Genomic DNA, 22,579 nt, shown 5'->3' with positions numbered 1-22,579 from the left:
AGAGTTAATGAGCAAGACAGGCATTCGCTCACTTAGGATGCAGGCCCTTAAATTTTCCTTTTATGGTCGCTCCAGAGGCAATGATGCGCCTTGGGATCTTCCGATAGTGAGCGATCGAGAGTGAGATAACCTGTCGGTTCAGTGAGTGTTTGATCTCCCGGCCGTTTTTATCCAAAGGCTTTGGCTATGCTGTCCAGATGTCGCATTTCTCCTCCTCCCAAACGTCACATCAAGGTAATATTTTTAACCTAGAGCTAGGGTCAAGGACATCTTAAATTCATCCATTCTGCGTCGACCGAATGGGCACTCATCACCGAAAGCTGCCGCTCGACCGGCTCTGCGTCTGGACGCTCAACGACGAGGCGCTGATCCGACCATGGCTGGAATGGAGAATAGCCATCTGACAGTCCGGACCTTGCGCTGCAGTTGCTCGGCAAAATCCAATCTCAATCCGCCTGAAGAAGGAACACCGAATATGGGTAACATCATTGGCACGGGCTTCAATGCCGGCTCCACCGACGGAGAATTCGCGAGCCTCGACCAGGAACTGCGCGTACTTGCCGACATCGGTGTCGAAACTGTCGAGCTCGGTCTCACCAGCCTTGACCTCATAGCCGGCGGGCGGATTATCGAGGAGCGGGCTGAGAGGCTCGTCGCCCTGACGAAACAGTTCAATTTCCGCTATACTGTACACGGGCTTGTGTCGTCCAATTTCATGGACCCGGACACATGCCGTTATCAGCTCGACGCCGCAAAAGCGCTTGCGGTCATCTGCGACCGCATCGGCGCCCGCATCCTGGTGCAGCATGGTGGTAATTTGCGCGCTGAACAGTTGGTGGAGCGCGCCGATGCCGACAAGCGCGAGCGGGAAGCTCTGTATGAACTGGCAGAGTTCTGTAAGCCCTATGGCGTGCGGATCGCGTTCGAGAATATTTTCACCACGGAACTGGGGCAGTATCGCCAGACGCCGACCCAGATCGCAGAAACCGTGAAGACCGTCGGCCACCCTAACCTCGTGGCGCTGATAGACTTCAGCCATGCCTATATAGAATCCACCTATCGCGGCCTGGATTTCCGCAACGAGTTGCGGGCAATGGCACCGGTTACTGGCCATCTGCATGTCCACGACAGTTTCGGCCGCCCGCAGGCTTTCTACAAGCCATACCATGTCCAGGAAAATACCGCGCTCGGCATCGGCGATCTGCACATGCCGCTCGGTTGGGGCGATATCGATTGGGAAGCGATTTTCTCGGAACTCACCTTCCTGCCTGAAACGGTTCTGATGATGGAAATCGGTCGCCGCTACCATGCCGAACAGCCCGCAAGCCTGAAACGCGCCAAGGATCTGATTGCCCTGAACGCCGAGCGCCTATCTGTTGCCGCTGAGTAAGATGGTGCGGTTGCCCTCCTTTCCGCGGGGATGTACCGCGGAAAGGAAGGCAGTGCCCCAAGGAGGTTCCAACAGTTCTGAGCCAGTATCCCGGCCCTCCGGGTGTTTGAATCGGGCGCTATCAGACCTGGAACATGATAAAGGTCGCCAGGATTTGTCTTGCCGGACAGAGTAGTTGAGGTTTCTTTCTCAAGTCCTCTCTCCCATTCCTGCGTCGGATTTCATGCCATTCGTACCCCTTTCCTTCGTTGTCGCCATTCTTCTGCTCGTCCTCTTTGGCGCCTCAGTGCGGCAGTTGGGCGAAGAGCGCCCTGCAAACCGCCCGCTCTTGGCGCTTATCCTGGTCAGCGCGTTCCTTTCTCTGCTCTCCGGCCTGCGCTGGGGATATGGCGTACAGGGCGCCATCATGTATCTTGCACCGGTAAGTGCCGCCGCCGTGCCGCCGCTCGCCTATGTGGGGGTGACGAAACTGGTGCGCAGGAGCCGCGCGCCCCTGGCGAACCGTCTTATTCTCCATGCCCTTCCAATGGTCGCAATCGTCGTGCTGCTGGCGACATGGCGCGATCCCATCGACATGGCGCTCGTGCTTATTTTCCTCGGCTATGCCGTTGCGATCCTGTTGCTGATGCGCACCGGGACGGATGCGCTGCGCCTTGCGCCGTTCGAAGAGGCAGTGCCCGCCTATCAAGCAATCCTCTTTGCCGCTCTCGCGCTGCTTTTCTCCGCAGCCGTCGATACCTTCGTGTTTGTCGACATGACATGGATGCGGGGAGAACATACCCCGCCGCTAATCGCTGTCGGCAACCTCGCTTCACTGGTCCTCCTGTCGATTGCCGCGGCGACCGCGAGCAGAAGCCAATCGGCGACGGAGACGATCGACGCGACTGCTCCGACCGAAACATATGGGGATAAGGAAACGCTGGCGGCTGTCGAGACGTTGATGGCGATGAAACATGTCTATCGTGACGCCGATCTCAATCTCGACCGGATGGCGCGAAAGCTCGGTGTTCCCGCGCGGCAGGTTTCGGTGGCGATCAATCGGGCGACCGGCAAGAACGTTTCGCAATATGTCAACGAGCACCGGATCGCCGAGGCTTGCGAATTGCTCGTAGAAACGGACAAAGCCGTGACCGAGATCATGTTCGAGGTGGGTTTTCAGACAAAATCCAACTTCAATCGCGAATTCCGCCGCGTCACGGAAATGTCGCCGCTCGAATGGCGGGAGCAGAAGGCTCGGGCGGCCCGGATCGCGATCAAGCACGACCCATAACGCGTTTCAGGTCTCATTTGCGTTCATGCAGGCCATGATGCCGGCATGAACACACATGTCGACATTCTCACCGAACACGGCCGAAGGCGCGCGGAGACGTTGAAGTCTCTATCGCTTGAAGCTCTCTCTTACGACATCCAGCCGCCGAAGCCGATGCTCCGGCGTCTCGTTTTGCCTGCCTGCCTTTCGGCACTGATGGTCGGGGCAGCACTCGGAGCTTTCTTATATCGCTCCGATGTGGTTCGCCAGTTTGAGACCATGGCAGGTGCCCTTTCAGACCCGAAGCGCTCGGCGGCCGGCTCCGTCGTCACGACGAGCGGCCAGAGCGAGCGCATTGCGGAGCGCTCCGCCATCTCCCATTCGATTCCAGCCAGGCGCGAAGTCACCGGCTCCGGCTTTGTTGTCGCGCCGCGGATGACGACGGTTTTCTCCAAGTACGAAGGCAGGATCACGGACATCACTGTCGAGGCAGGCGGTGCCGTCCAGGCGGGTCAGGTTCTGATCACGCTCTACGATGCAGGCGCCCGTTTCGCGCTCGATCAGGCGACAGACGCGAAGGCTCAGGCCGAACTGGTCCTTGCCGCCTCTAGGATCGACCTTGCACAAGCCGGCACGTTGCTGAACAGGGCAGAAATCCTCGCCGCTCGCGACGCGACCTCAAGGCAGGCGCTTGAAGCTGCGCGTGCCGTCATGGAGCGGGCATCAAACACGGTGGCGCAGGCGCGGCAATCTTCCGGTAACGCAGATCTTGCCATCCGCATCGCCCAGGAACGGCTGGAGGAATTGATCATTCGTGCGCCGTTCGCCGGCACGGTCACCCGCCTCGACGCCCATGTCGGCGATACGGTACTGGCGCGGGTTGACAGCGTTCGGGAAAGCCAGAGCCTGCTCACCATCACCGACACTAAAAGCCTCGTCATCGACGCGGATGTCGCGGAAACCAATATTGCATCTCTCAGGCCCGGTCTTCGCGGCGAAGCGGTTCTCGACGGCTTCCCGGGGCGGCCTTTCACCATCGAAGTGCTGCGGCTGGCTCCAGTTGCCTCGGCCGATAAAGGCACCATCGCTCTGCGCCTGGCGCTCGACAATCCGCCCGAAGGCATCCGGCCGAACATGGCGGCCCGCATCCGCATCGCCCTCGACACATCAGGAGAACCAGCACAATGACAGAGAATACTCCCTATATCGCTATCAGCAGCATCAGGAAGGGATACCGCCTCGGCGCAGAAGCAATTCCGATCTTTTCCGACCTTGACCTCTCCATCCCGCGCGGCGATTTCGTTGCGGTCATGGGGCCGTCGGGATCAGGCAAGTCGACCCTGCTCAACATGCTGGCCGGCATTGATGGTCCGGATGCGGGCACCTTGCGAATTGGCACAAGCCGGCTGGACCAGATGGGAGAGTCGGCCCGCTCGTCCTGGCGGGCGCATAACATGGGCATCGTCTTCCAGTTCTACAATCTGCTGCCCATGCTCACAGCCGCCGAGAATGTCGAGCTACCGCTTCTGCTGAAGCCGCTCTCCCGCAAGGATCGACGTAATCGGGTCGAAAAAGTCCTCGATCTCGTCGGCCTGGCAGGGCGTGAAAAACAATATCCGGCCATGATGTCCGGCGGTGAGCAGCAGCGCGTCGGCATTGCTCGCGCCATCGTCTCCGATCCGGGCCTGCTGCTTTGCGATGAGCCGACCGGCGATCTCGACCGCAAGTCTGCCGACGAGGTTCTCGGCATGCTGCGTTTTCTCAACCAGGAAATGGAGAAGACCATTGTCATGGTGACTCACGATCCGCAGGCTGCACTTTACGCCAACCGGACGCTGCATCTCGACAAGGGGAATTTCCATGAAGAGAAGAGGGCGGCCTGATGATGTTCTTGGATCTCGCTCGGAAAAATGCCTGGCGAAAGCCGATGCGCACCGTGCTTCTTATCGTCTGCATCGCGGTCGCCTTCCTGATCTATGGTCTGACCGCAAGCTTTCTCGCCGGCACGCAAGGCACATCTGCAGCAAGCGACGATATTCTCGGCGTCATGAGTGCCAGTGGCCGAACAGAGCCGCTGCCGATCGCGTACATGTCTCGGCTTGCTGCCGATCCCGATATTGCGGCGGTGGGCTACATGACCCGCCTGCGCGGCTTCGTGGATATCGACAGGAATGTCGTTGCCGTCAGTGCGGCAGATCCCGACCTGCTGATGACCGTGAACGGCAAGGGCCTCGGCCTGACGCCTGAACTGGTTAAGGCAATCGGGGAGGGGCGGGACAGGGTTTTGGTTGGCCGCGCCTTGGCCAATGCGCAAGGATGGCGTGTCGGCCAGCGTGTCGCTGTCACTGCCTTCGACACCCGAAAGGAAGATGGCGGGCGCGACTGGCGATTTGAGATCGCCGGCATCTTCGAAGGCGAGAATGCCGCCACCGACACCTATTTCATGATTGCCCGATACGACTATGTGAATACCGCCCGCGCACGGGCTAAGGATACGGTCGATGCCTTCATTGTCCGCCCGCGCGACGGCGTGCCGTCGGGAGAGCTTGCCGCTCGGATAGATGCACTCTTCGCCAACTCCGCAGCGCCAACCCGCACCCAGTCGGAAAAGCAGTTCCTGGAAGCCTTCCTGCGACAATATGCAGATATCGGCCTGATCGTGAACCTTGTCGTCGGAGCGGCTTTCGTCACCCTGTTGATGATCGTGGTCAACACCATGGTCTTTGCCGTGCGCGAACGCACCTTCGAGATCGGCGTGCTGAAGACGCTCGGCTTCTCGCGTCTCGGGATCATGACGCTTATTCTCGGCGAAACTCTCTTCGTCTTCGCCGTTGGCGGCAGCCTTGGCCTTGTCCTGGCGAAGCTCGCAACCATGATATCCGGTCCCGAACTGGGGCTGGTCTTCTCACTGTCGGTTCTGGCCAAAGGACTGGCAATCATAGCCGCTCTTGGCCTTGTCACGAGCGCGCTGCCGGCCTTCAACGCGATGCGCACCCCCATCATCAATGCTCTCAGAGCAAGGTAGCCTCCATGTCCACCTTCATCAAACAGGCATGTGTTATGATCCATGCCAATATTTTCAGTCTGCGGCGCCGCCTGGCCATTTCCGTGTCGATGGCCCTGTCGATCTCTTTGGTCGTCTGCGTTCTCGCCGGATTTCTCGCTATGGCGAAAGGTTTCGAAGTGGCGCTGACCGGTGCCGGCTCGCCAATGGTCGCCGTCATTCTCGGCGGCGGCACCAATCAGGAAGCGGGGTCGGATATCCCGGCGGACGCCATCCGCACGCTTTACGCGATGACCGACGATATAGGTGTTTCCCGTGAGTCGACCGGCAGTCTCATCTCCTCCCGCGAAATCGTCGTCCCTGTCGACGTGAAGCAATTTGTAGACGGCACGACCCGGACGCTGGCGCTGAGAGGCATGGACGCGGACGGCCCTTCCATCCGTGAGGGTATTACGCTGTCGCAAGGACGGTTCTTCACGTCAGGCGCACGCGAGATCGTTGTCGGCGATCGCCTCGCCGCCGAATTCGGCCTGGGCGTCGGCGATACGGTCAGGCTTGGGGCTGTCGACTGGACAGTGACGGGCCATTTTTCCGCCCATGGCAGCGCGTTTGAATCCGAAATATGGGCGGATCTCGATGCGGTGCGCGCCGCCTTCGAACGGCAAGGCCAGATCCAGAGCCTTCGCTTGCGTCTCACCAGCTCCGCCTCGCTCAAGGTCCTGCAGGACAAGCTAGCCACCATCACGGCGATACCACTTGTCGCTGTTTCGGAGGCCGATCTCTATGCCGCGCAGTCTGGACGTACGGCAAATCTCATCCGCCTGTTCGGCTGGCCGGTTGCCCTTCTCATGGCTGTGGGCGCCACTGCGGGTGCGCTCAACACGATGATGAGTTCTGTCTCCGACAGGACTGTGGAGATTGCCACGGTCCGCGCTCTCGGCTTCGGCCGCCTTTCGGCCTTTATCGGAACATGGGTTGAAGCCGTCATCCTCGCGAGTGCCGGCGCCGTTCTGGGAATAATTGCGTCCTGGCTGATCTTCAACGGCTGGCAGGCGAGCACTGTCGGGGTAAACAATGCGCGCATGGCCTTTCAACTCGCCGTCACCCCCAGTGTCATGCTGACGGCCGGCCTTCTCGGTCTCGCCATCGGCATTATCGGCGGCGCGCTTCCCGCTATTGCCGCGACAAGGCTGCCGCTAACGGCGGCACTTCGGGCACGGGGTTAGTTCACAGCCCGGTCTGACACTAAGCCACGAGCCAGAGCGAAGCCCAATTTCAATATTACATTTTTATAATAATACATTTGCCCATCCTCAGGCGTTTTCAGAGTGGCCGTGATCGGCTAACAACATGGTGGTGGAAGGAGACATCATGCACTCAGTTCTGGGAGAGGTGGAAGAACGCCGCGCCGAAGCGAGACTTGGCGGTGGGGAGCGACGCATTGCGGCCCAGCACGCCAAAGGCAAGTTAACGGCGCGCGAAAGGCTGGATGTCCTGCTCGATGCGGGTTCGTTCGAAGAATACGATATGTATGTCACGCACCGCTGCACCGACTTCGGCATGGAAAGCCAGAAGATTGCCGGCGACGGTGTCGTGACCGGCTGGGGCACGATCAACGGTCGGCAGGTCTATGTCTTCTCGCAGGATTTCACAGTCTTTGGCGGCTCCCTGTCGGAAACCCATGCGCAAAAAATCTGCAAGATCATGGACATGGCGGTAAGAAACGGGGCGCCTGTCATCGGTCTCAACGACTCGGGCGGCGCGCGCATCCAGGAAGGCGTCGCCTCTCTGGGTGGCTATGCCGAGGTCTTCCGACGCAATGCGGAAGTCTCTGGCGTTATCCCGCAGATCTCCGTCATCATGGGTCCATGCGCGGGCGGCGCCGTTTATTCGCCTGCCATGACCGACTTCATCTATATGGTCCGCGACACATCCTACATGTTCGTTACCGGACCGGATGTGGTGAAGACGGTGACGAACGAAATCGTCACCGCGGAAGAGCTGGGCGGTGCGCGCACCCATACGCAAAAATCTTCGGTCGCCGACGCGGCATTCGAAAACGATGTCGAAGCGCTGGAGGCCGTGCGGCGGCTTTTCGATTTCCTGCCGCTCAGCAACCGCGATGCTCCACCCGTCCGACCGTTTTACGACGATCCGGCCCGGATCGAGATGAAACTCGATACGTTGCTGCCGGCTTCTTCGAACCAGCCTTACGACATGAAGGAGCCGATCCTCGCCATTGCCGACGAGGGTGATTTCCTTGAGGTGCAGGAGGCCTTTGCGCGCAACATCATCACCGGTTTCATCCGGATCGAAGGACAAACGGTGGGCGTCGTCGCCAACCAGCCCATGGTGCTGGCCGGCTGCCTGGATATCGATTCCTCCCGCAAGGCGGCGCGTTTCGTGCGGTTCTGCGATGCTTTCTCGATCCCTATCCTGACACTTGTCGATGTGCCGGGCTTCCTGCCGGGCGTGGCGCAGGAGTATGGGGGGGTGATCAAGCACGGCGCCAAGCTGCTGTTCGCCTATTCCGAAGCGACCGTTCCGATGGTGACGCTGATCACCCGCAAGGCCTATGGCGGCGCCTATGACGTGATGGCATCGAAGCATATCGGCGCGGATATCAATTATGCCTGGCCGACCGCGGAAATCGCCGTCATGGGCGCCAAGGGGGCAGCCGAAATCCTCTACCGATCCGAATTGGGCGATCCCGAAAAGATCGCAGCGCGCACGAAGGAGTATGAAGAGCGTTTCGCCAATCCCTTCATCGCGGCCGAGCGCGGCTTTATCGATGAAGTGATCATGCCGCACTCGTCTCGCCGGCGGATTGCCCGCGCCTTTGCTTCGCTCAGGCACAAGAAAGTCGCCACCCATTGGAAGAAGCACGACACGATCCCGCTTTGAGTTCATTTCAAACGGCACTTCAATGTTATTACAGCATGTCGCGCAAAAGTGTGTATCGGTTTTGCGTCAACGACATGCGATAAAACAAAGGCTTAAAGCGTGGAAAGCTACTCTGAAAGATCGCGACACGCTTTAGTGTAAGAACAGGGCTGGGCATGTTTTCTAAAATCCTGATTGCCAATCGTGGCGAGATTGCCTGCCGGGTGATCAAAACGGCCCGGAAGATGGGCATTGCCACAGTCGCTGTTTACTCGGAAGCAGACCGCGACGCACTTCATGTGAAAATGGCAGACGAAGCCGTGGCCATCGGCCCGGCGCCTTCATCGCAATCCTATCTCTCCATCGATGCCATCCTCAAAGCAATCCGCAACACAGGAGCCGATGCCGTCCATCCCGGCTATGGTTTTCTCTCCGAAAATCCGGTGTTCGCCCAGGCACTGGAACGGGAAGGCGTTGTCTTCCTGGGACCGCCGGTCGGGGCGATCGAGGCGATGGGTGACAAGATCACCTCGAAGAAACTCGCTGCAGAGGCGGGTGTTTCCACCGTGCCGGGCCATATGGGTCTGATCGAAGATGCCGATGAAGCGGCTACGATATCGGCATCGATCGGTTACCCGGTGATGATCAAGGCGTCTGCCGGCGGTGGCGGCAAAGGAATGCGCATCGCTTGGGACGACGAGGAAGCCCGTGACGGCTTTCGCGCCTCGAAAAGCGAGGCGAAGAATTCTTTCGGAGACGACCGCATCTTCATCGAAAAATTCGTAGAGCAGCCTCGGCATATCGAGATCCAGGTGCTCGGCGACCAGCATGGCAATATCGTCTATCTCGGCGAACGCGAATGCTCGATCCAACGACGAAACCAGAAAGTTATCGAGGAGGCGCCGTCTCCCTTTCTCGATGCCGGCACCCGCAAGGCGATGGGTGAGCAGGCTGTGGCGCTTGCAAAGGCAGTCGGCTACTTTTCCGCCGGCACGGTGGAATTTATCGTCGATGGCAACCGCAATTTCTATTTCCTTGAAATGAATACGCGTCTGCAGGTGGAGCATCCGGTCACGGAACTCGTCACGGGGCTCGATCTCGTGGAACAGATGATCCGGGTGGCGGCCGGCGAAAAGCTCTCTTTCGGTCAGGATGACGTGAAGCTCAATGGCTGGGCGATCGAAAGCCGTCTTTACGCCGAAGATCCCTACCGGAACTTTCTGCCGTCCACCGGGCGCCTGTCACGTTACCGCCCACCCACTGAGGGCGGACTCACGGACGGAACGATTATCCGCAACGATACTGGCGTATACGAAGGCGGCGAGATTTCGATCTACTACGATCCGATGATCGCCAAGCTTTGCAGCTGGGGCGAGGACCGGGCATCGGCCATTGCGGCAATGGCGCGTGCACTCAACGATTTCGAGGTGGAGGGCGTCGGCAACAATCTGCCGTTCCTGTCTGCCGTTATGGACCATGCCCGCTTCCAGGACGGACGGCTGACGACCGCCTTCATAGCCGAAGAATTTCCGGACGGTTTCCATGGTGTGACGCCCGATGCTGCGGCAGCGAAGCGGCTTGCTGCCGTGGCTGGCTTCATCAACCACAAGGTCCAGGCGCGGGCAGGGGAGATCTCGGGCACGATCGGCTACCATCGCCGCGTCATCGGTTCCGACTGGGTCGTCAGTTTCGGTGATATGGCTTATCCGGTGTCGATCGAGCTGCAGACAGGCGGCGGCATCGTCGTGGGGTTCAACGACGGCGCGTTATTTGCCGTCGAAAGTAACTGGAAACCCGGCATGACTCATGCCGTATTCATGGTCAATGGAGATGAGATCGGCATAAAAACCGAGCTGTCGGGTGCGGCAATTCGCCTGCGCTGGAGCGGTATCGACTTGGCAGTCAACGTTCGGGAGCCCCGCGTGGCTGAGCTTGCATCTCTTATGCCGAAGAAATTGCCTCCGGATACGTCGAAAATGCTTCTCTGCCCGATGCCGGGTGTCATAACCTCCATACGTGTGAAGGAGGGTGACCAGATCGAATTCGGGCAGGCGCTTGCAACCGTCGAAGCGATGAAGATGGAGAACGTGCTGAAAGCCGAGAAAAAGACAGTGGTCAAACGGATTGCAGCTACGCTTGGCCAAAGCCTTGCCGTGAACGAACTCATCATGGAGTTTGAGTGATGGCCAAAGACATCACGGACTGGCAGAAGCTCGCGGAAAGCGAGCTTCGCGCGTCACCGGACAATCTGACATGGCAGACGCCCGAGGGCATCGACGTCAAGCCGCTTTACACCGCTGCCGACCTGGATGGCATGGATCATCTCGACGGCTTGCCGGGCTTTGCGCCTTTTGTGCGCGGGCCGAGGGCGACCATGTATGCCGGTCGGCCCTGGACAATCCGCCAATATGCGGGCTTTTCGACGGCTGAGGAATCCAATGCTTTCTACCGGCGCAATCTGTCCGCCGGACAGAAGGGGCTCTCTGTGGCCTTCGATCTTGCCACCCATCGCGGTTATGACAGCGATCATCCCCGCGTCGAAGGCGATGTCGGCAAGGCGGGAGTGGCGATAGACACCGTCGAGGACATGAAGATCCTGTTCGACAACATTCCGCTCGGCGAAATGTCCGTGTCGATGACCATGAACGGCGCAGTCATCCCCATCCTTGCCTCCTTCATCGTCGCGGGCGAAGAGCAGGGCGTCCCAAAAAGCGCATTATCCGGGACCATCCAGAACGATATCCTCAAGGAGTTCATGGTCCGCAACACCTATATTTATCCGCCAGAACCTTCGATGCGGATCGTTGCCGACATCATCGAATATACGGCAAAGGAAATGCCGAAATTCAATTCGATCTCCATCTCCGGCTACCATATGCAGGAAGCCGGCGCGACGCTGGTGCAGGAACTGGCCTTCACGCTAGCCGATGGTCGCGAATATGTCCGCGCGGCGTTGGCCAAGGGGCTGTCCGTGGACGAGTTCGCCGGTCGCCTCTCCTTCTTTTTCGCCATCGGCATGAATTTCTTCATGGAAGCAGCAAAGCTGCGGGCAGCCCGCCTGCTCTGGTCGCGGATCATGTCGGAATTCGATCCGAAGAAGCAGTCCTCCCTGATGCTGCGCACCCATTGCCAGACATCGGGTGTGTCACTTGCCGAGCAGGATCCCTACAACAATATCGTCCGCACGGCATTCGAGGCCATGTCCGCCGTTCTGGGCGGCACACAGTCGCTCCACACCAACGCGTTTGACGAGGCCATCGCCCTGCCGACCGAGTTTTCGGCACGCATCGCCCGCAACACACAACTGATCCTGCAGCACGAGACGGGTGTGACCAGTGTCGTGGATCCACTGGCCGGATCCTACTATGTCGAGAGCTTGACGAAAGATCTGGCCGACAAAGCCTGGGCGTTGATGGAAGAGGTCGAGGCCATGGGTGGGATGACCAAGGCTGTTGCCGACGGGCTGCCGAAGCGGCTGATCGAAGAAGCGGCCACGCGCCGGCAGGCCGCTATCGACAAAGGCGAGGCGGTGATCGTCGGCGTCAACCGCTACCGGCTTGAAAACGAAGACCCGCTCGACATTCTGGACATAGACAATTCGGCTGTCAGGATTGCGCAGATCAAACGGCTTGCGGAAGTTCGGCGCCAACGCGATCCCAAACGGGTGGCGGCGGCGCTCGCCGTTCTGGAGGAGGCTGCCGAAACAGGCGAGGGCAATCTCCTGGCGGTGGCTATCGAAGCTGCCCGCGCCCGCGCAACGTTAGGGGAAATCTCCGACGCCATGCGACAGGCTTTTGGCAGTCACGAAGCGACATCCAGTGTCGTCGCGGACATCTATGCCGATGCCTATCGCGGCGAGCCTGAATTCCTTGTTCTGACGGAGCGTTTGGCGAAAGCTGCAGGTGGGCTTGGCCGCAAGCCTAGGATCCTGGTGGCCAAGCTTGGCCAGGACGGCCACGACCGCGGTGCGAAGGTGATCGCGTCGGCGTTCGGGGACCTCGGCTTCGATGTCGTCGCGGGGCCGCTGTTCCAGACGCCTGGAGAGGCAGCCGCCATGGCCGTTCGAGAGGATGTCGATATCGTCGGCGTTTCCTCATTGGCGGCCGGCCACAAGACCTTGCTGCCCCAGCTTGTGGCCCAGCTCAGGCAAGCCGCGGGCCGTGACATCGTCGTAATATGTGGCGGCGTCATACCGCGTCAGGATTACGACTTCCTCAAACAAAACGGCGTTGCCGCCGTATTCGGGCCCGGCACCAATGTGATCGAGGCTGCCAATCACATCGTGGACATCCTCGAAGGCAAACGCAGAAACGTCTGACATCATGATCACCCGGCTCAACCACGTTGCCATTGCAGTTCCCGACCTCAAGAAGGCTGCAGCCCAGTATGAGGCGCTTGGCGCTAAAACATCAGCGCCGCAGGACTTGCCGGAGCATGGTGTCACAGTCGTCTTTGTGACCCTCGAAAATACCAAGATCGAACTTCTTCATCCCTTGGGCGAGAATTCGCCAATCGGGAAGTTCCTGGAAAAGAACCCGGCCGGTGGCATCCATCATCTCTGTTTTGAGGTTGAAAATCTCGAAACGGCTTCGAAAACTATTACCGACCTCGGCGCGCGGCTGTTGGGAAACGGAACACCGGCCATAGGTGCCCATAGCAAGCCCGTCGTGTTTGCCCACCCCAAGGATTTTCAAGGTACACTGGTAGAGTTCGAACAAAGCTGACGGGCGCCGGCCCGACCGCTAATCATTAGCCGGCTAGTGCGACCGCCCTCAGCATCCGGATGATCGCCTGGTCGAGAGATGCGTCCACGGGCAGCGTCTGGGACGAGAGCGTCACGATCACGGTTTCATGGCGCGGATCGACCCAGATCCACTGGCCGTGGATGCCGATGGCGGCGAGTTCGCCACCGCCCGTTTCGTACCAGTAGTTGCGGTAGCTTCCGTCGGGAAACAGTGCCGTCTGGTCGCCATTCTTCCAGGCACTCCGGTTGCCGCCAGTCCAGAGATCGGCGATGAACGTATCCGGAACGATGCCGCCCCCGCCGGTGCGCACCAGCTCCCCTACAAGGGCAAGATCACGCGCCGTGGCCGAGATGCCGCCGGCGGCCCGTGCCGTGCCGATGCGATCCACCGTGACCATGGCATCCGATTTCGCGCCAAGCGGCTTCCAAAGGTGCTGGCTCATCAGGGCAGCGAAGCGGTCACTGCCTGCACGCTCCAGCACGATGCCCGCCAGATCGGTATCCGGTGAGCGATAGGCATGCTTCTCGCCGTGTTCGCCGTCACCCTTGCCTATGGTGCAGATAAAGCTCTTGAGGTCGGGTGCAGGGTCGTCCACCCTGTCCGGGTTCCAGCCGGTCGCGCGTCGGTAGCGATCGAAGCCGCCGCTGCTGTCGAGATAATCCTCGATGAAATTCGTGCTGATCTCCATGTCGAAGAGCTGTTGGACGGTAGCGTCCGCATAGGCCGACCCTGAGACCTCCGGCACATAATCCAGGATTGGTCTGTCATGGGACAGCAGGCCCTTGCCTGCCAGAGCACCTGCCAATAGGGCCATCAGCGACTTGGATACCGAAAAGATGATGTGCGGCTGTGCCGGCTTCCGGTGAGTAGCACACCATTCGGCGACGATCCGGCCCTGCCGCATCACCACGAGTTCGTCCGTTTCGCTCGCCCGGAGAAATGCCTCGAGCGGCAGCGTGTCCCCATTTGCACCCGCAACCTCCAGTCCCGACAGGGCGCTGAAGGCAAGTGAGGCTTCCTCCCGCTGCCGGTCTGCGGCGATCACGGCGGAGGGAACGATCTCGTTCACATTCTGGAAGGACCATTGCGAATAGGGCGACGTCCGCCAGTTTGCGAGCGTGACGTCTGAACGCTGGAACGGCATCTATGCACCCTCGAAGCCGGTCAGCACCCCAACGGCATTGGTGCCGATTTCGGCGACCGCATACCCGCCTTCCATGACGAAGAGCGTCGGCAGACCAAGTCGAGCGATCCGTTCGCCGATCTTTGGGAAGTCCTCCGTCTTCAGCTTGAACTTGCTGATCGGGTCCTTCTCGAACGTATCCACGCCGAGCGAAATCACGACGACATCGGGTGCGTAGTCCGCAAGCTGTGCACAGGCATCATCCAGCGATTGGCTCCAGCGCGCCCAGTCCGTGCCGAAGCGCATCGGATAATTGAGGTTGTAGCCTTCGCCCTCTCCCAAGCCGCGTTCGTCCGCATGCCCCAGAAAGTAGGGATATTCCTGCATGGGATCGGCATGCAGGTTGATGACCTGCACATCTCCGCGGGCATAGAAGATCTCCTGCGTCCCGTTACCATGGTGGTAATCAACGTCGAGGATCGAAACCCGCTTTGCGCCATTGTCGCGCAACCATTGCGCTGCCACGGCCGCGTTGTTGATATAACAGTAGCCGCCCATGAAGCCGGCGCCTGCATGATGACCGGGCGGACGGCACAGGGCGAACGCCGCCCTTTCGCCGGCATGGACAAGGGCAGCCGCCGTCAAGGCGACATCATGGGACGATTTGATCGCATCCCAGGAGCCTTCGACGATGCCGCAGCCAGCGTCGAAGGAATAGTATCCCAGTAGCCCGTCGATGAACTCCGGCAGTACATCGCCGCGCAGGCCTCGGGTCGGCCAGGTGAAAGGCAGTGCCGTTCCGTTGCGTCCTTCAGCCGTCCAACGGCTCCAGATCGTCGGCAGGAAGTTGAGATAGTCGCTGCGATGGACGCGGTGCGCACTCGCCAGGTCGTGCTCGTCAGGCGGGATGATCGGGCCAAGGCCGACTGCTTGCACCTGGGCCGAGACATACTCGGCGCGCGAGACAAGCTCGAAGCCGGGCACGATGGCGCCCGCTACCAGCTCCAGCTGGTCGGCGTGGCCGCGATGACGGGGAGAGAACACGGTTTTCATAGGAGATCCGTCGGCATAAATTGGTGCATCCCGCCGGTTGGGGCGGGACGCGTTGATGCGGAGCCTACTTCTGCAGCTCGGTCCAGATCTTGGTATAAAGTGCCTGGACGTCCGGCGGGCAGGTCATCGAGGGCACGCCGACAGAGGCGAACTGGGCCGGGATATCGATTTCCGGCGCGCCCTTCATGTCGGCCGGCATATATTTGTCCGAGCCGGCAATGCCGTTGGCATAGCGGTGGAAACCGGAGTTCATGCCGGCATTCTGCGGGTCCATCATGAAGTTCTGGAAGAGCTTGGCATTCTCGACGTTCTTGGCGTCCTTCAGTACGGCTAGGTTATCGCTCCAGTTGACGAAGCCTTCCTTGGGATAGCCAAACTTTATGGCCGGGTTTTTCAGACGCTGGCGGAAGGCCGAACCGTTCCAGTCGCTCGAAGCCGCGAAATCGCCTGAGCCCATCTTCTCGATGGTTCCGTATTCCATCGCCACCCAGTCCGGCTTGGCTTTGATCAGCGTGTCGCGCACCTTCTTCAGGATGGTCAGATCGCCGGTGCACTTCTTGCCGCCATTGTAGAGCACGGCCGCGTCGATGACGTCAGTCATCTCGGGCACGACGTTGACCTTGCCCTTCAGCTCGGCAGGGGTGTCGAAGATAATGCCCCAGGTGTTGATGTCACCCTTGTAGACGTCCGTGTTAACGACGGTGCCGACAATGCCCATCGCCCACGGCACGGTATATTTGCGGCCGGGGTCGAAATCTGGGTTTGTCCATTCCTTCGCGACGTTCTTGAAGTTTTCCATCTTGCCTGGGTCGGTCTCAAGCAGGAGGCCCTCGGAAATCCAGATCGGGATATAGTTCTGCGAGGGCACCACCATGTCGAAGCCGGAGCCGCCTTGGCGGACCTTTGCGAGCGCCGTATCGTTGGAGTCGTAATCGGTGATGGTCACCTTGACCTTGTAGGCGTCCTCGAATTTCTTGATCATGTCGGGGCTGGTGTAATTGCCCCAATTGTAGATATTGAGCTGGCCTTCCGCCTGCGCCAGGCCGGATTGCGCGAAGACTGCGACCGTCATGGCCAGACTTGCGAGAATGCGTTTCATGGTGCTGTTCCCTTCCTTCTTGTTAGACACGTTTTCGGTTCACGACGAAGAAGACGATGACGACGCAGATCGACATGAGAAGAAACAGCGCCGAGATTGCATTCATTTCAGGTGTTATGGTGCGGCGGATCTGGCCGAGCATATAGGTCGGCAGTGTATCCTGCCCCGCCGATTTTACGAATTCGGTGATGACGACATCGTCCAGCGAAATCACGAAGGCGAGCATGAAGCCGGCAAGGATGCCGGGCCACAACAAGGGTAATGTGACGTAGCGAAAGGCCTTCCACGGCGTCGCGTAAAGGTCTGCCGCGGCCTTCTCCAGCGTACTGTCCATGTTTTCGAGCCGGGCCCGGATCGGCAGATAGGCGAAGGGAACACAGAATGCCGTGTGGGCGGCGATCAGGTAGCCAAGCCCGGTATAGCCGGTCCAGATCTTGATGCGCGCAAAGAAGATCAGCAGCGCCACGGCCGTGACAATTTCCGGCACCATGAGTGGCTGGTTGATGAAGGCGTATTTCAGCGTCAGGCCGCGATAGGGTTCGGTGCGGGTCGTCGCAAGTGCCGCCATAGTGGCGGCGACCGTCGCGACAGTGGCAGCGACCGCGGCGATCTGCAGCGAACGAAGCGAGGCATCGACGACCTGTTGGTTTTCGAACGCCCGGGCGAACCAGCGAAGGGAGACGCCCTGGAAGGACGACAGCGAGTCCGCCGAGTTGAAGGCATAGAAGACGAGGACGACGATCGGCAGGTAGAGCGCGAAGAAGCAGGTGATTGCGATCGTGGTGAAGCCGCGCTGCCGCTGGACGGAAAATCTTCTAGCCATGCCGGCTCCCTTGCGAACCGACATTGCGGACATAAAACAGCAGGGCTGCCGTGACGATCAGCATCAGGGTGATGGAGAGCGCCGAGCCGAGCGGCCAGTTGCGACCCTGGCCGAACTGCAGCTCGATCAGATTGCCGAGCATGAGGTTCTTGCCGCCGCCGAGGATGCTCGGCGTAACATAGGCGCCGAGTGCGGGGATGAAGACAAGTATGGAACCGGCAATCAGGCCCGGCTTGGCAAGCGGAATGATAATCCTCGTCAGGACCCTGAAGGGCGTCGCGTAAAGATCATAGGCTGCTTCCACCAGTCGGAAATCGAGTTTTTCAAGGTTTGCGTAAACGGGCAGCACCATCAGCGGCAGATAGACATAGACCATGCCGGTCAGGATGGCGCCGTCCGTGAACAGCATCTGAATGGGTCGGGTGATCAAGCCCAGCTTCATCAGCACGCCGTTGATCAGCCCGTCATTGCGGATGATCTGCAGCACGGCAAAGGTACGGATCAGAAGGTTGGTCCAGAAGGGGATGGTGATCAGCAGCAGCCACAGTTCCCGCGTTCGCTCCGGCCGTGTCGCAATGAAATAGGCGGTCGGAAAGCCGAATAGCAGAGTTACCACCGTGGTCACGAGGGACAACATCACCGAACGTATGAGGATCGAGACATGCGCGTCCGCGATCGATAGCGTCTCGGTGAACATATCCCGTTCCAGGAAGACGCCGATCCAGCCGTCCATCGACGGCTGCCATTGCACGTCGCCATAAGGGCCGGGGCTCAGGAAGGAATAGAGCACCACGATCAGCAGCGGCCCGGTTGCTGCGGCGAGCACGATCAGCAGCGCCGGAAGCGAAAGCAGCCACCGTTTGCGGATGTCGCGGCTTCGTTCGGCTTCGTTCGCACCCGGCTGCGTCATGTCAGTTCCTCAGGACCCGGGCGGCGTTCTCTTCGAACATGATGCCGACCTGGTCCCCGACAGAAAAACGCTGTCGTTGCAAAGGCTTGTTCTGTTCCCGCAGCATGAACTGCGTTTCGCCGTCCTGAAGGCGGACGTGGTAATGCGTGTCGGTGCCGAAATAGACGATGTTCTCCAGCGTGCCGGTGGTCTGGCATGGCGCGGAATCGTTAGGAAGCCAGAGGCAGGCATGTTCCGGCCGCAGAACGACGGTCACCTCGCCGTCTGGCACAAAATCCGGCGGCAGAGTTGCCGAAATCCGGCCGGCCATTGGCGTCTCGACTTGCGCGATCCCGCCGGACACGCTGCCGATCCGGCCGCGCAGGAAATTGGTCTCGCCGATGAAATCCGCCACGAACCGATCCGTTGGCGCGTCGTAGATCGCGCGCGGCGTGTCTACCTGCAGGATCTTGCCCGCCGACATGACCGCGATGCGATCTGACATGGTCAGCGCCTCCTCCTGGTCATGCGTCACGAAGATGAAGGTTATGCCCGTCTCGGCCTGCAGGCGCTTGAGCTCGATCTGCATGTCCTTGCGCAGCTTGTAGTCGAGCGCTGACAGCGGCTCGTCCAGCAGGAGCACTTTCGGCTGCGGCGCCAACGCCCGGGCGAGCGCGACGCGCTGCTGCTGTCCGCCGGAAATCTGGCTCGTCCTGCGGTCGGCGAGCTTTTCCATACGAACCAGCTTCAGCATGGCCGCAACGCGGTCCCGCACCTCCTGCTTCGGCCGGCCGAGCATGGTCAGGCCAAAGCCGATATTGTCTGCCACGGTCATGTGCGGGAAGAGGGCGTAGCTCTGGAACACCGTGTTGATGGGCCGCTTGAACGGCGGCATGGCGGCTATGTCTTCACCGTTGAGGATGATTTCGCCGGAGGTCGGAAACTCGAAGCCGGCGATCAGCCGCAGGAGCGTGGTCTTGCCGCATCCGGACGGCCCCAGAAGGGTGAAGAACTCGTTCTTCCGGATGGAGATGGATGCGTGGTCCACGGCGGAGAAGGCAAATTCACCGAACCCGAACACTTTTACGACGTCGCGGATTTCCACCGCATTCGATTCCGCCATATGCGGCACACTCACCGTTGCTATTAAGCTGCTGTTCCCTGCCTTTTCGGCTTTGCGCTAGGTGACCACAGCGCCCGACGATTAACAACATGTTTTCATGAGGCTTGATCGATTTTTTCGTCAGCTGAGAACGTCACGCGCCCGCCGCAGACGGTTTTGCGCACGCCGAGGCTGTGAATGCGGTTTGGCGCTACTTTTTCGATGTCCCCATCGAGGATCACGAGGTCGGCGAGATAGCCTGTCCTGATCCTGCCCTTCCGATCCTCCTTGAATTCGGCATAGGCGCCTTCCACGCAATAGGCCGACAAGGCCTCCATCAGCGAGAAGGACTGGTCGGGATCGCTCTCGGCCCAGGGCTTGCGGGTGACCGCGGCCTCGATGCCGATCAACGGACTGATCGGTGAGACCGGCCAGTCGGAGGCAAAGCACACATGTGCGCCAGCCTCTTTAAGCGTGCGCCAGGCATAGCTCAGCGGCCAGCGGTCGCGACCGATTCGGGAAACCGTCGGCTCCAAGGGCACGCCGGCACAGCCCGGCGGATGCGGCGGTTGCATGGAGGCGGTGACGCCAAGCTCCGCGAAACGATGGACGTCGTCCGCATGCACCACTTCGATATGTTCAACTCGATGCCGGCTGTCGCGCCTGCCGTTCTGCCTTTGGGCAGCCTCGTAGCCGTCGAGCACGCCGCGCACGGCACCGTCGCCAATGGCATGCACGGCGATCTGCAGCCCGCGGCGGTCGGCCTCGACGGCAACCTCCCGGAATTGCTCCGGCGTGAACAGGCCTTCTCCACAATCGCCGGGCTTATCGGCATAGGGCTCGACCATGACCGCCGTCCAGCTGTCCAGCACGCCGTCGTAGAAGACTTTCACTACGCCGGAAGACAGCCAGTCGCCGCTGTAGCGCCGGGTAAGTTCGGAGGCTTTTTCCAGCATGTCGAGAGACATGAAATTCTTGAAGTGGAATGGAATGACCACGCGACATGGAAGGGTTCCGTCCTGTGCCTCGATCGCCGCCAGCACTTCCAGCTGGTAGAGATTGCCGTCCATGTTCTGGATGGTGGTAATGCCGTGCCGGGCACAGTAGTCCAGCCCGCGCCGCATCACGGCGAGGTCCTTTTCCCACTCTGCCTGGTTCGGGTATGGCTCCGGCTCACCGCCAGTGCTGAGCCCCAGGCGGTAGCGATCGAAGCCGCCGGCCTTTTGCAGCGGGCTGAAGGCCTCCATCTCCCGCAACTCCCCGGTCGCCATGCCGTCCGGTCCCATGACGACCTCGTTGCCGGGGCCGAGCTTGGCGCCATGAAGGATGCCGACCAGTTCGAGCGCGCTCGTATTGGCCCATGCCGTGTGGTGGTCCGGCGCAAACAGCACCAGCGGTTGGTCAGGAAGGATGGCGTCCAGATGGTGACGCGTCAGTCGCTCTTCCGCACCCAGGATCGTGTAATCGGCGCCCTGGCCGAACAGCACCTTCTCGCCTCCGCGGGTCGCAGCATAGGCTCGGATTGCCTCCGTCAGTTCGGGCAGGCCTGCAATGCCCGAGAGTTGGAGATGATCGAGCTCGGCTGCACCGGAAAACAGGTGCATGTGGTTTTCCGAGAACCCAGGAAGGACCGTATTTCCTCCAGCATCGATCACCTCGGTGTCATGGCCCCTCAGAGCCTTGATTTCGGCTTGGCTGCCGACCGCAATGATGTGCCCGCCCGCCAGCGCCACAGCCTCGGCCCGCGGATTGTCCTCATCGAGTGTCAGCACGCGCGCGTTGACGATGATGATGTCGGCCTGGTTCATGGGATGTGTCTCGTCGATCCGAGTGGGGTGGGAGGCCCAGCTAATCTGATCCGGCGGAAGAGTTCAACCGGCTCTTTTCGTTTGGCTTGTCTGGGCCACCAGACTTCGGACAGCTCCCCTTACAATCATGTGGACGAAGAAATATCATCCAATCCGAGTGCCGCAGCTATCCGAGATCCCTTTCTGTTAAACGATCAGCCCCTTCATGGGCTGAACGCTTTCCGAGCCTGGAAAGACGACGCTGGCCAGATGACCGGCACTGGCGCCGAGAAGATCGATCGCCATGCCCTTGATGACCGATCGGATGTCGGTGGTGGCGGCCAGATCTCTGCCTTCGAACAACTGGTTCTGCCTGAGCCCCGGCCAGTCGGTGATGACGCGGCCTCCGCGCACGGCACCGCCGGCGAGGAAGGCGGTCGTGCCGGTGCCGTGGTCGGTGCCATCGGTGCCGTTGATCCGCGCCGTACGGCCGAACTCGGTCGCGACGATGATTGCCGTGTCCTTCCATGCCGGCCCAAGTTCTTGTTCGAAGGCGGCGAGCGAATTGTCGAGACCGGCCAGAAGTTTCGCCAATCGGTCGATCTCCTGCGCATGGGTGTCCCATCCTTCGAAAGCCAGTGCTGCGACACGCGGGCCATCCGGCTGTGCCAGAAGACGCGCAGCACCACGGGCCATCTGCTCCATGCCGTTCGGGTCACCGGGGCCTCCCTTCGACTTCATGTCGAGGCTTGAGGCGATCTTGCCGGTCTGGATGCCTTCGATCAGAAGCTTCGAGAGCATGGGATCGGTGCGGCCATAGAGGTCCATCAGGCGCGGCGCCAGATCACCGTCGGCTGGTCTGAGCACCGAAGGCGCCCAGCCGAGCACCGGCGCCTTGCCGCGAATGACGAGCGGGGCGGTTGCCCCGACGGAAAGACCCCGCACCCGTTCCGCAGCACCGGGATCAATCTTGTCCCCGGCTGGCAATCCCTCCAGCATACGGTTCATCCAACCGGTTTCCACATGGCCCGGTGTCGGAAACCCGGATTCCAGTACATCCTGCCCATCGAAATGCGAGCGCTCGCGATAGGCCGTGGCGCTGGCATGGACCACGGCTGCCTGATTGGCCCGGAAAAGCCGCTGGAAGTTCGGCATAGAGGGATGCAATCCGAAGAACCCGTCGAGCGGCAGCACCGGCCGGTCGCCATCGAGCCTGAGTGCGATGGACTGGCGCAGGCCTTCATAGTCCGGATCACCGATCGGCGGCACGGCGGTCAGCCCATCCAGCGCACCACGCAGGATAATGGTAACGAAGCGGGGATCGCGTCCGCCGGCTGCATGAGCAAAGCGCGGCATGAAGGCCCAGGCAAACAATGCGCCGGATGTGCCGAGAACGGCGCGGCGGGTGGGGGTGAGGTTTTCGCACAGCATG

The 22,579-nt window shown here is 60.3% G+C and carries 18 protein-coding genes; 10 read left to right on the top strand and 8 right to left on the bottom strand.

Translation table 11 applies throughout. From position 1 onward, the window contains the following. Positions 1–475 precede the first annotated feature (475 nt). The 10 genes from EPK99_RS01915 to mce all read left to right on the top strand — a co-directional run bounded on the left by EPK99_RS01915 (position 476) and on the right by mce (position 13,250). The gene (locus EPK99_RS01915) at positions 476–1,390 is read left to right on the top strand and encodes a TIM barrel protein (RefSeq protein WP_128440940.1); all 915 of its coding nucleotides are present in this window, start codon (positions 476–478) and stop codon (positions 1,388–1,390) included. A 223-nt stretch (positions 1,391–1,613) separates the two neighbouring features. Continuing rightward, positions 1,614–2,660, top strand: a complete 1,047-nt coding sequence (locus EPK99_RS01910) for a helix-turn-helix domain-containing protein (protein WP_128440939.1) — start codon at positions 1,614–1,616, stop codon at positions 2,658–2,660. A gap of 45 nt (positions 2,661–2,705) precedes the next feature. Continuing rightward, entirely contained in the window at positions 2,706–3,827 is a 1,122-nt protein-coding gene (locus EPK99_RS01905) for an efflux RND transporter periplasmic adaptor subunit (protein ID WP_128440938.1), read from the top strand. Beyond that, a complete protein-coding gene (locus EPK99_RS01900) occupies positions 3,824–4,522 on the top strand; it encodes an ABC transporter ATP-binding protein (RefSeq protein ID WP_128440937.1) in 699 nt (232 codons plus the stop codon). The genes EPK99_RS01905 and EPK99_RS01900 overlap by 4 nt, the downstream gene beginning before the upstream one ends. Beyond that, the gene (locus EPK99_RS01895) at positions 4,522–5,664 is read left to right on the top strand and encodes an ABC transporter permease (RefSeq protein WP_128440936.1); all 1,143 of its coding nucleotides are present in this window, start codon (positions 4,522–4,524) and stop codon (positions 5,662–5,664) included. Before EPK99_RS01900 ends, EPK99_RS01895 begins: the two co-directional genes overlap by 1 nt. 5 nt (positions 5,665–5,669) lie before the next feature. Further along, positions 5,670–6,869 (top strand): ABC transporter permease, encoded by a 1,200-nt coding sequence (locus EPK99_RS01890; RefSeq protein WP_128440935.1) that lies wholly within the window; start codon positions 5,670–5,672, stop codon positions 6,867–6,869. A 145-nt stretch (positions 6,870–7,014) separates the two neighbouring features. Then, positions 7,015–8,547 (top strand): acyl-CoA carboxylase subunit beta, encoded by a 1,533-nt coding sequence (locus tag EPK99_RS01885; protein WP_128440934.1) that lies wholly within the window; start codon positions 7,015–7,017, stop codon positions 8,545–8,547. 155 nt (positions 8,548–8,702) lie between these two features. Then, the gene (locus EPK99_RS01880) at positions 8,703–10,709 is read left to right on the top strand and encodes an acetyl-CoA carboxylase biotin carboxylase subunit (RefSeq protein WP_128440933.1); all 2,007 of its coding nucleotides are present in this window, start codon (positions 8,703–8,705) and stop codon (positions 10,707–10,709) included. Further along, positions 10,709–12,844, top strand: coding sequence for a methylmalonyl-CoA mutase (scpA, locus tag EPK99_RS01875; protein ID WP_128440932.1), 2,136 nt, complete (start codon positions 10,709–10,711; stop codon positions 12,842–12,844). Before EPK99_RS01880 ends, scpA begins: the two co-directional genes overlap by 1 nt. 4 nt (positions 12,845–12,848) lie before the next feature. Further along, positions 12,849–13,250 (top strand): methylmalonyl-CoA epimerase, encoded by a 402-nt coding sequence (gene mce / locus EPK99_RS01870; protein ID WP_128440931.1) that lies wholly within the window; start codon positions 12,849–12,851, stop codon positions 13,248–13,250. A gap of 25 nt (positions 13,251–13,275) precedes the next feature. Here the strand turns inward: mce and EPK99_RS01865 are convergent, their stop codons facing one another. The 8 genes from EPK99_RS01865 to EPK99_RS01830 all read right to left on the bottom strand — a co-directional run bounded on the left by EPK99_RS01865 (position 13,276) and on the right by EPK99_RS01830 (position 22,578). Beyond that, the gene (locus EPK99_RS01865) at positions 13,276–14,415 is read right to left on the bottom strand and encodes a serine hydrolase domain-containing protein (protein ID WP_128440930.1); all 1,140 of its coding nucleotides are present in this window, start codon (positions 14,413–14,415) and stop codon (positions 13,276–13,278) included. After that, a complete protein-coding gene (locus tag EPK99_RS01860; RefSeq protein WP_128440929.1) occupies positions 14,416–15,447 on the bottom strand; it encodes a histone deacetylase family protein in 1,032 nt (343 codons plus the stop codon). A gap of 64 nt (positions 15,448–15,511) precedes the next feature. Continuing rightward, positions 15,512–16,546, bottom strand: coding sequence for an ABC transporter substrate-binding protein (locus tag EPK99_RS01855; protein WP_128440928.1), 1,035 nt, complete (start codon positions 16,544–16,546; stop codon positions 15,512–15,514). A 22-nt stretch (positions 16,547–16,568) separates the two neighbouring features. Beyond that, the gene (locus tag EPK99_RS01850) at positions 16,569–17,369 is read right to left on the bottom strand and encodes an ABC transporter permease (RefSeq protein WP_128440927.1); all 801 of its coding nucleotides are present in this window, start codon (positions 17,367–17,369) and stop codon (positions 16,569–16,571) included. Further along, complete coding sequence (locus tag EPK99_RS01845) at positions 17,362–18,279, bottom strand: ABC transporter permease (RefSeq protein ID WP_128440926.1); 918 nt, start codon at positions 18,277–18,279, stop codon at positions 17,362–17,364. Before EPK99_RS01845 ends, EPK99_RS01850 begins: the two co-directional genes overlap by 8 nt. A gap of 1 nt (position 18,280) precedes the next feature. Beyond that, the gene (locus EPK99_RS01840) at positions 18,281–19,390 is read right to left on the bottom strand and encodes an ABC transporter ATP-binding protein (RefSeq protein WP_425374173.1); all 1,110 of its coding nucleotides are present in this window, start codon (positions 19,388–19,390) and stop codon (positions 18,281–18,283) included. Between the two features lie 86 nt (positions 19,391–19,476). Continuing rightward, positions 19,477–21,168, bottom strand: coding sequence for an amidohydrolase (locus EPK99_RS01835; RefSeq protein WP_128440924.1), 1,692 nt, complete (start codon positions 21,166–21,168; stop codon positions 19,477–19,479). Between the two features lie 186 nt (positions 21,169–21,354). Further along, complete coding sequence (locus EPK99_RS01830) at positions 21,355–22,578, bottom strand: DUF1501 domain-containing protein (RefSeq protein ID WP_128440923.1); 1,224 nt, start codon at positions 22,576–22,578, stop codon at positions 21,355–21,357. Position 22,579: the final 1 nt, after the last annotated feature.

Source organism: Neorhizobium lilium, from assembly GCF_004053875.1.
GTDB classification, from domain to species: domain Bacteria; phylum Pseudomonadota; class Alphaproteobacteria; order Rhizobiales; family Rhizobiaceae; genus Neorhizobium; species Neorhizobium lilii.
This window is presented reverse-complemented; position numbering and strand designations above follow the sequence as displayed.

Excerpts from the sequence above, each read along its gene's own strand:
- scpA (WP_128440932.1), top strand. The coding sequence starts at position 10,709 with ATGGCCAAAGACATCACGGACTGGCAGAAGCTCGCGGAAAGCGAGCTT.
- EPK99_RS01900 (WP_128440937.1), top strand. The coding sequence starts at position 3,824 with ATGACAGAGAATACTCCCTATATCGCTATCAGCAGCATCAGGAAGGGA.
- EPK99_RS01890 (WP_128440935.1), top strand. The coding sequence starts at position 5,670 with ATGTCCACCTTCATCAAACAGGCATGTGTTATGATCCATGCCAATATT.
- EPK99_RS01880 (WP_128440933.1), top strand. The coding sequence starts at position 8,703 with ATGTTTTCTAAAATCCTGATTGCCAATCGTGGCGAGATTGCCTGCCGG.
- mce (WP_128440931.1), top strand. The coding sequence starts at position 12,849 with ATGATCACCCGGCTCAACCACGTTGCCATTGCAGTTCCCGACCTCAAG.
- EPK99_RS01860 (WP_128440929.1), bottom strand. The coding sequence starts at position 15,447 with ATGAAAACCGTGTTCTCTCCCCGTCATCGCGGCCACGCCGACCAGCTG.
- EPK99_RS01910 (WP_128440939.1), top strand. The coding sequence starts at position 1,614 with ATGCCATTCGTACCCCTTTCCTTCGTTGTCGCCATTCTTCTGCTCGTC.
- EPK99_RS01830 (WP_128440923.1), bottom strand. The coding sequence starts at position 22,578 with ATGCTGTGCGAAAACCTCACCCCCACCCGCCGCGCCGTTCTCGGCACA.
- EPK99_RS01835 (WP_128440924.1), bottom strand. The coding sequence starts at position 21,168 with ATGAACCAGGCCGACATCATCATCGTCAACGCGCGCGTGCTGACACTC.
- EPK99_RS01850 (WP_128440927.1), bottom strand. The coding sequence starts at position 17,369 with ATGGCTAGAAGATTTTCCGTCCAGCGGCAGCGCGGCTTCACCACGATC.
- EPK99_RS01905 (WP_128440938.1), top strand. The coding sequence starts at position 2,706 with ATGAACACACATGTCGACATTCTCACCGAACACGGCCGAAGGCGCGCG.
- EPK99_RS01855 (WP_128440928.1), bottom strand. The coding sequence starts at position 16,546 with ATGAAACGCATTCTCGCAAGTCTGGCCATGACGGTCGCAGTCTTCGCG.
- EPK99_RS01845 (WP_128440926.1), bottom strand. The coding sequence starts at position 18,279 with ATGACGCAGCCGGGTGCGAACGAAGCCGAACGAAGCCGCGACATCCGC.
- EPK99_RS01915 (WP_128440940.1), top strand. The coding sequence starts at position 476 with ATGGGTAACATCATTGGCACGGGCTTCAATGCCGGCTCCACCGACGGA.
- EPK99_RS01885 (WP_128440934.1), top strand. The coding sequence starts at position 7,015 with ATGCACTCAGTTCTGGGAGAGGTGGAAGAACGCCGCGCCGAAGCGAGA.
- EPK99_RS01895 (WP_128440936.1), top strand. The coding sequence starts at position 4,522 with ATGATGTTCTTGGATCTCGCTCGGAAAAATGCCTGGCGAAAGCCGATG.
- EPK99_RS01865 (WP_128440930.1), bottom strand. The coding sequence starts at position 14,415 with ATGCCGTTCCAGCGTTCAGACGTCACGCTCGCAAACTGGCGGACGTCG.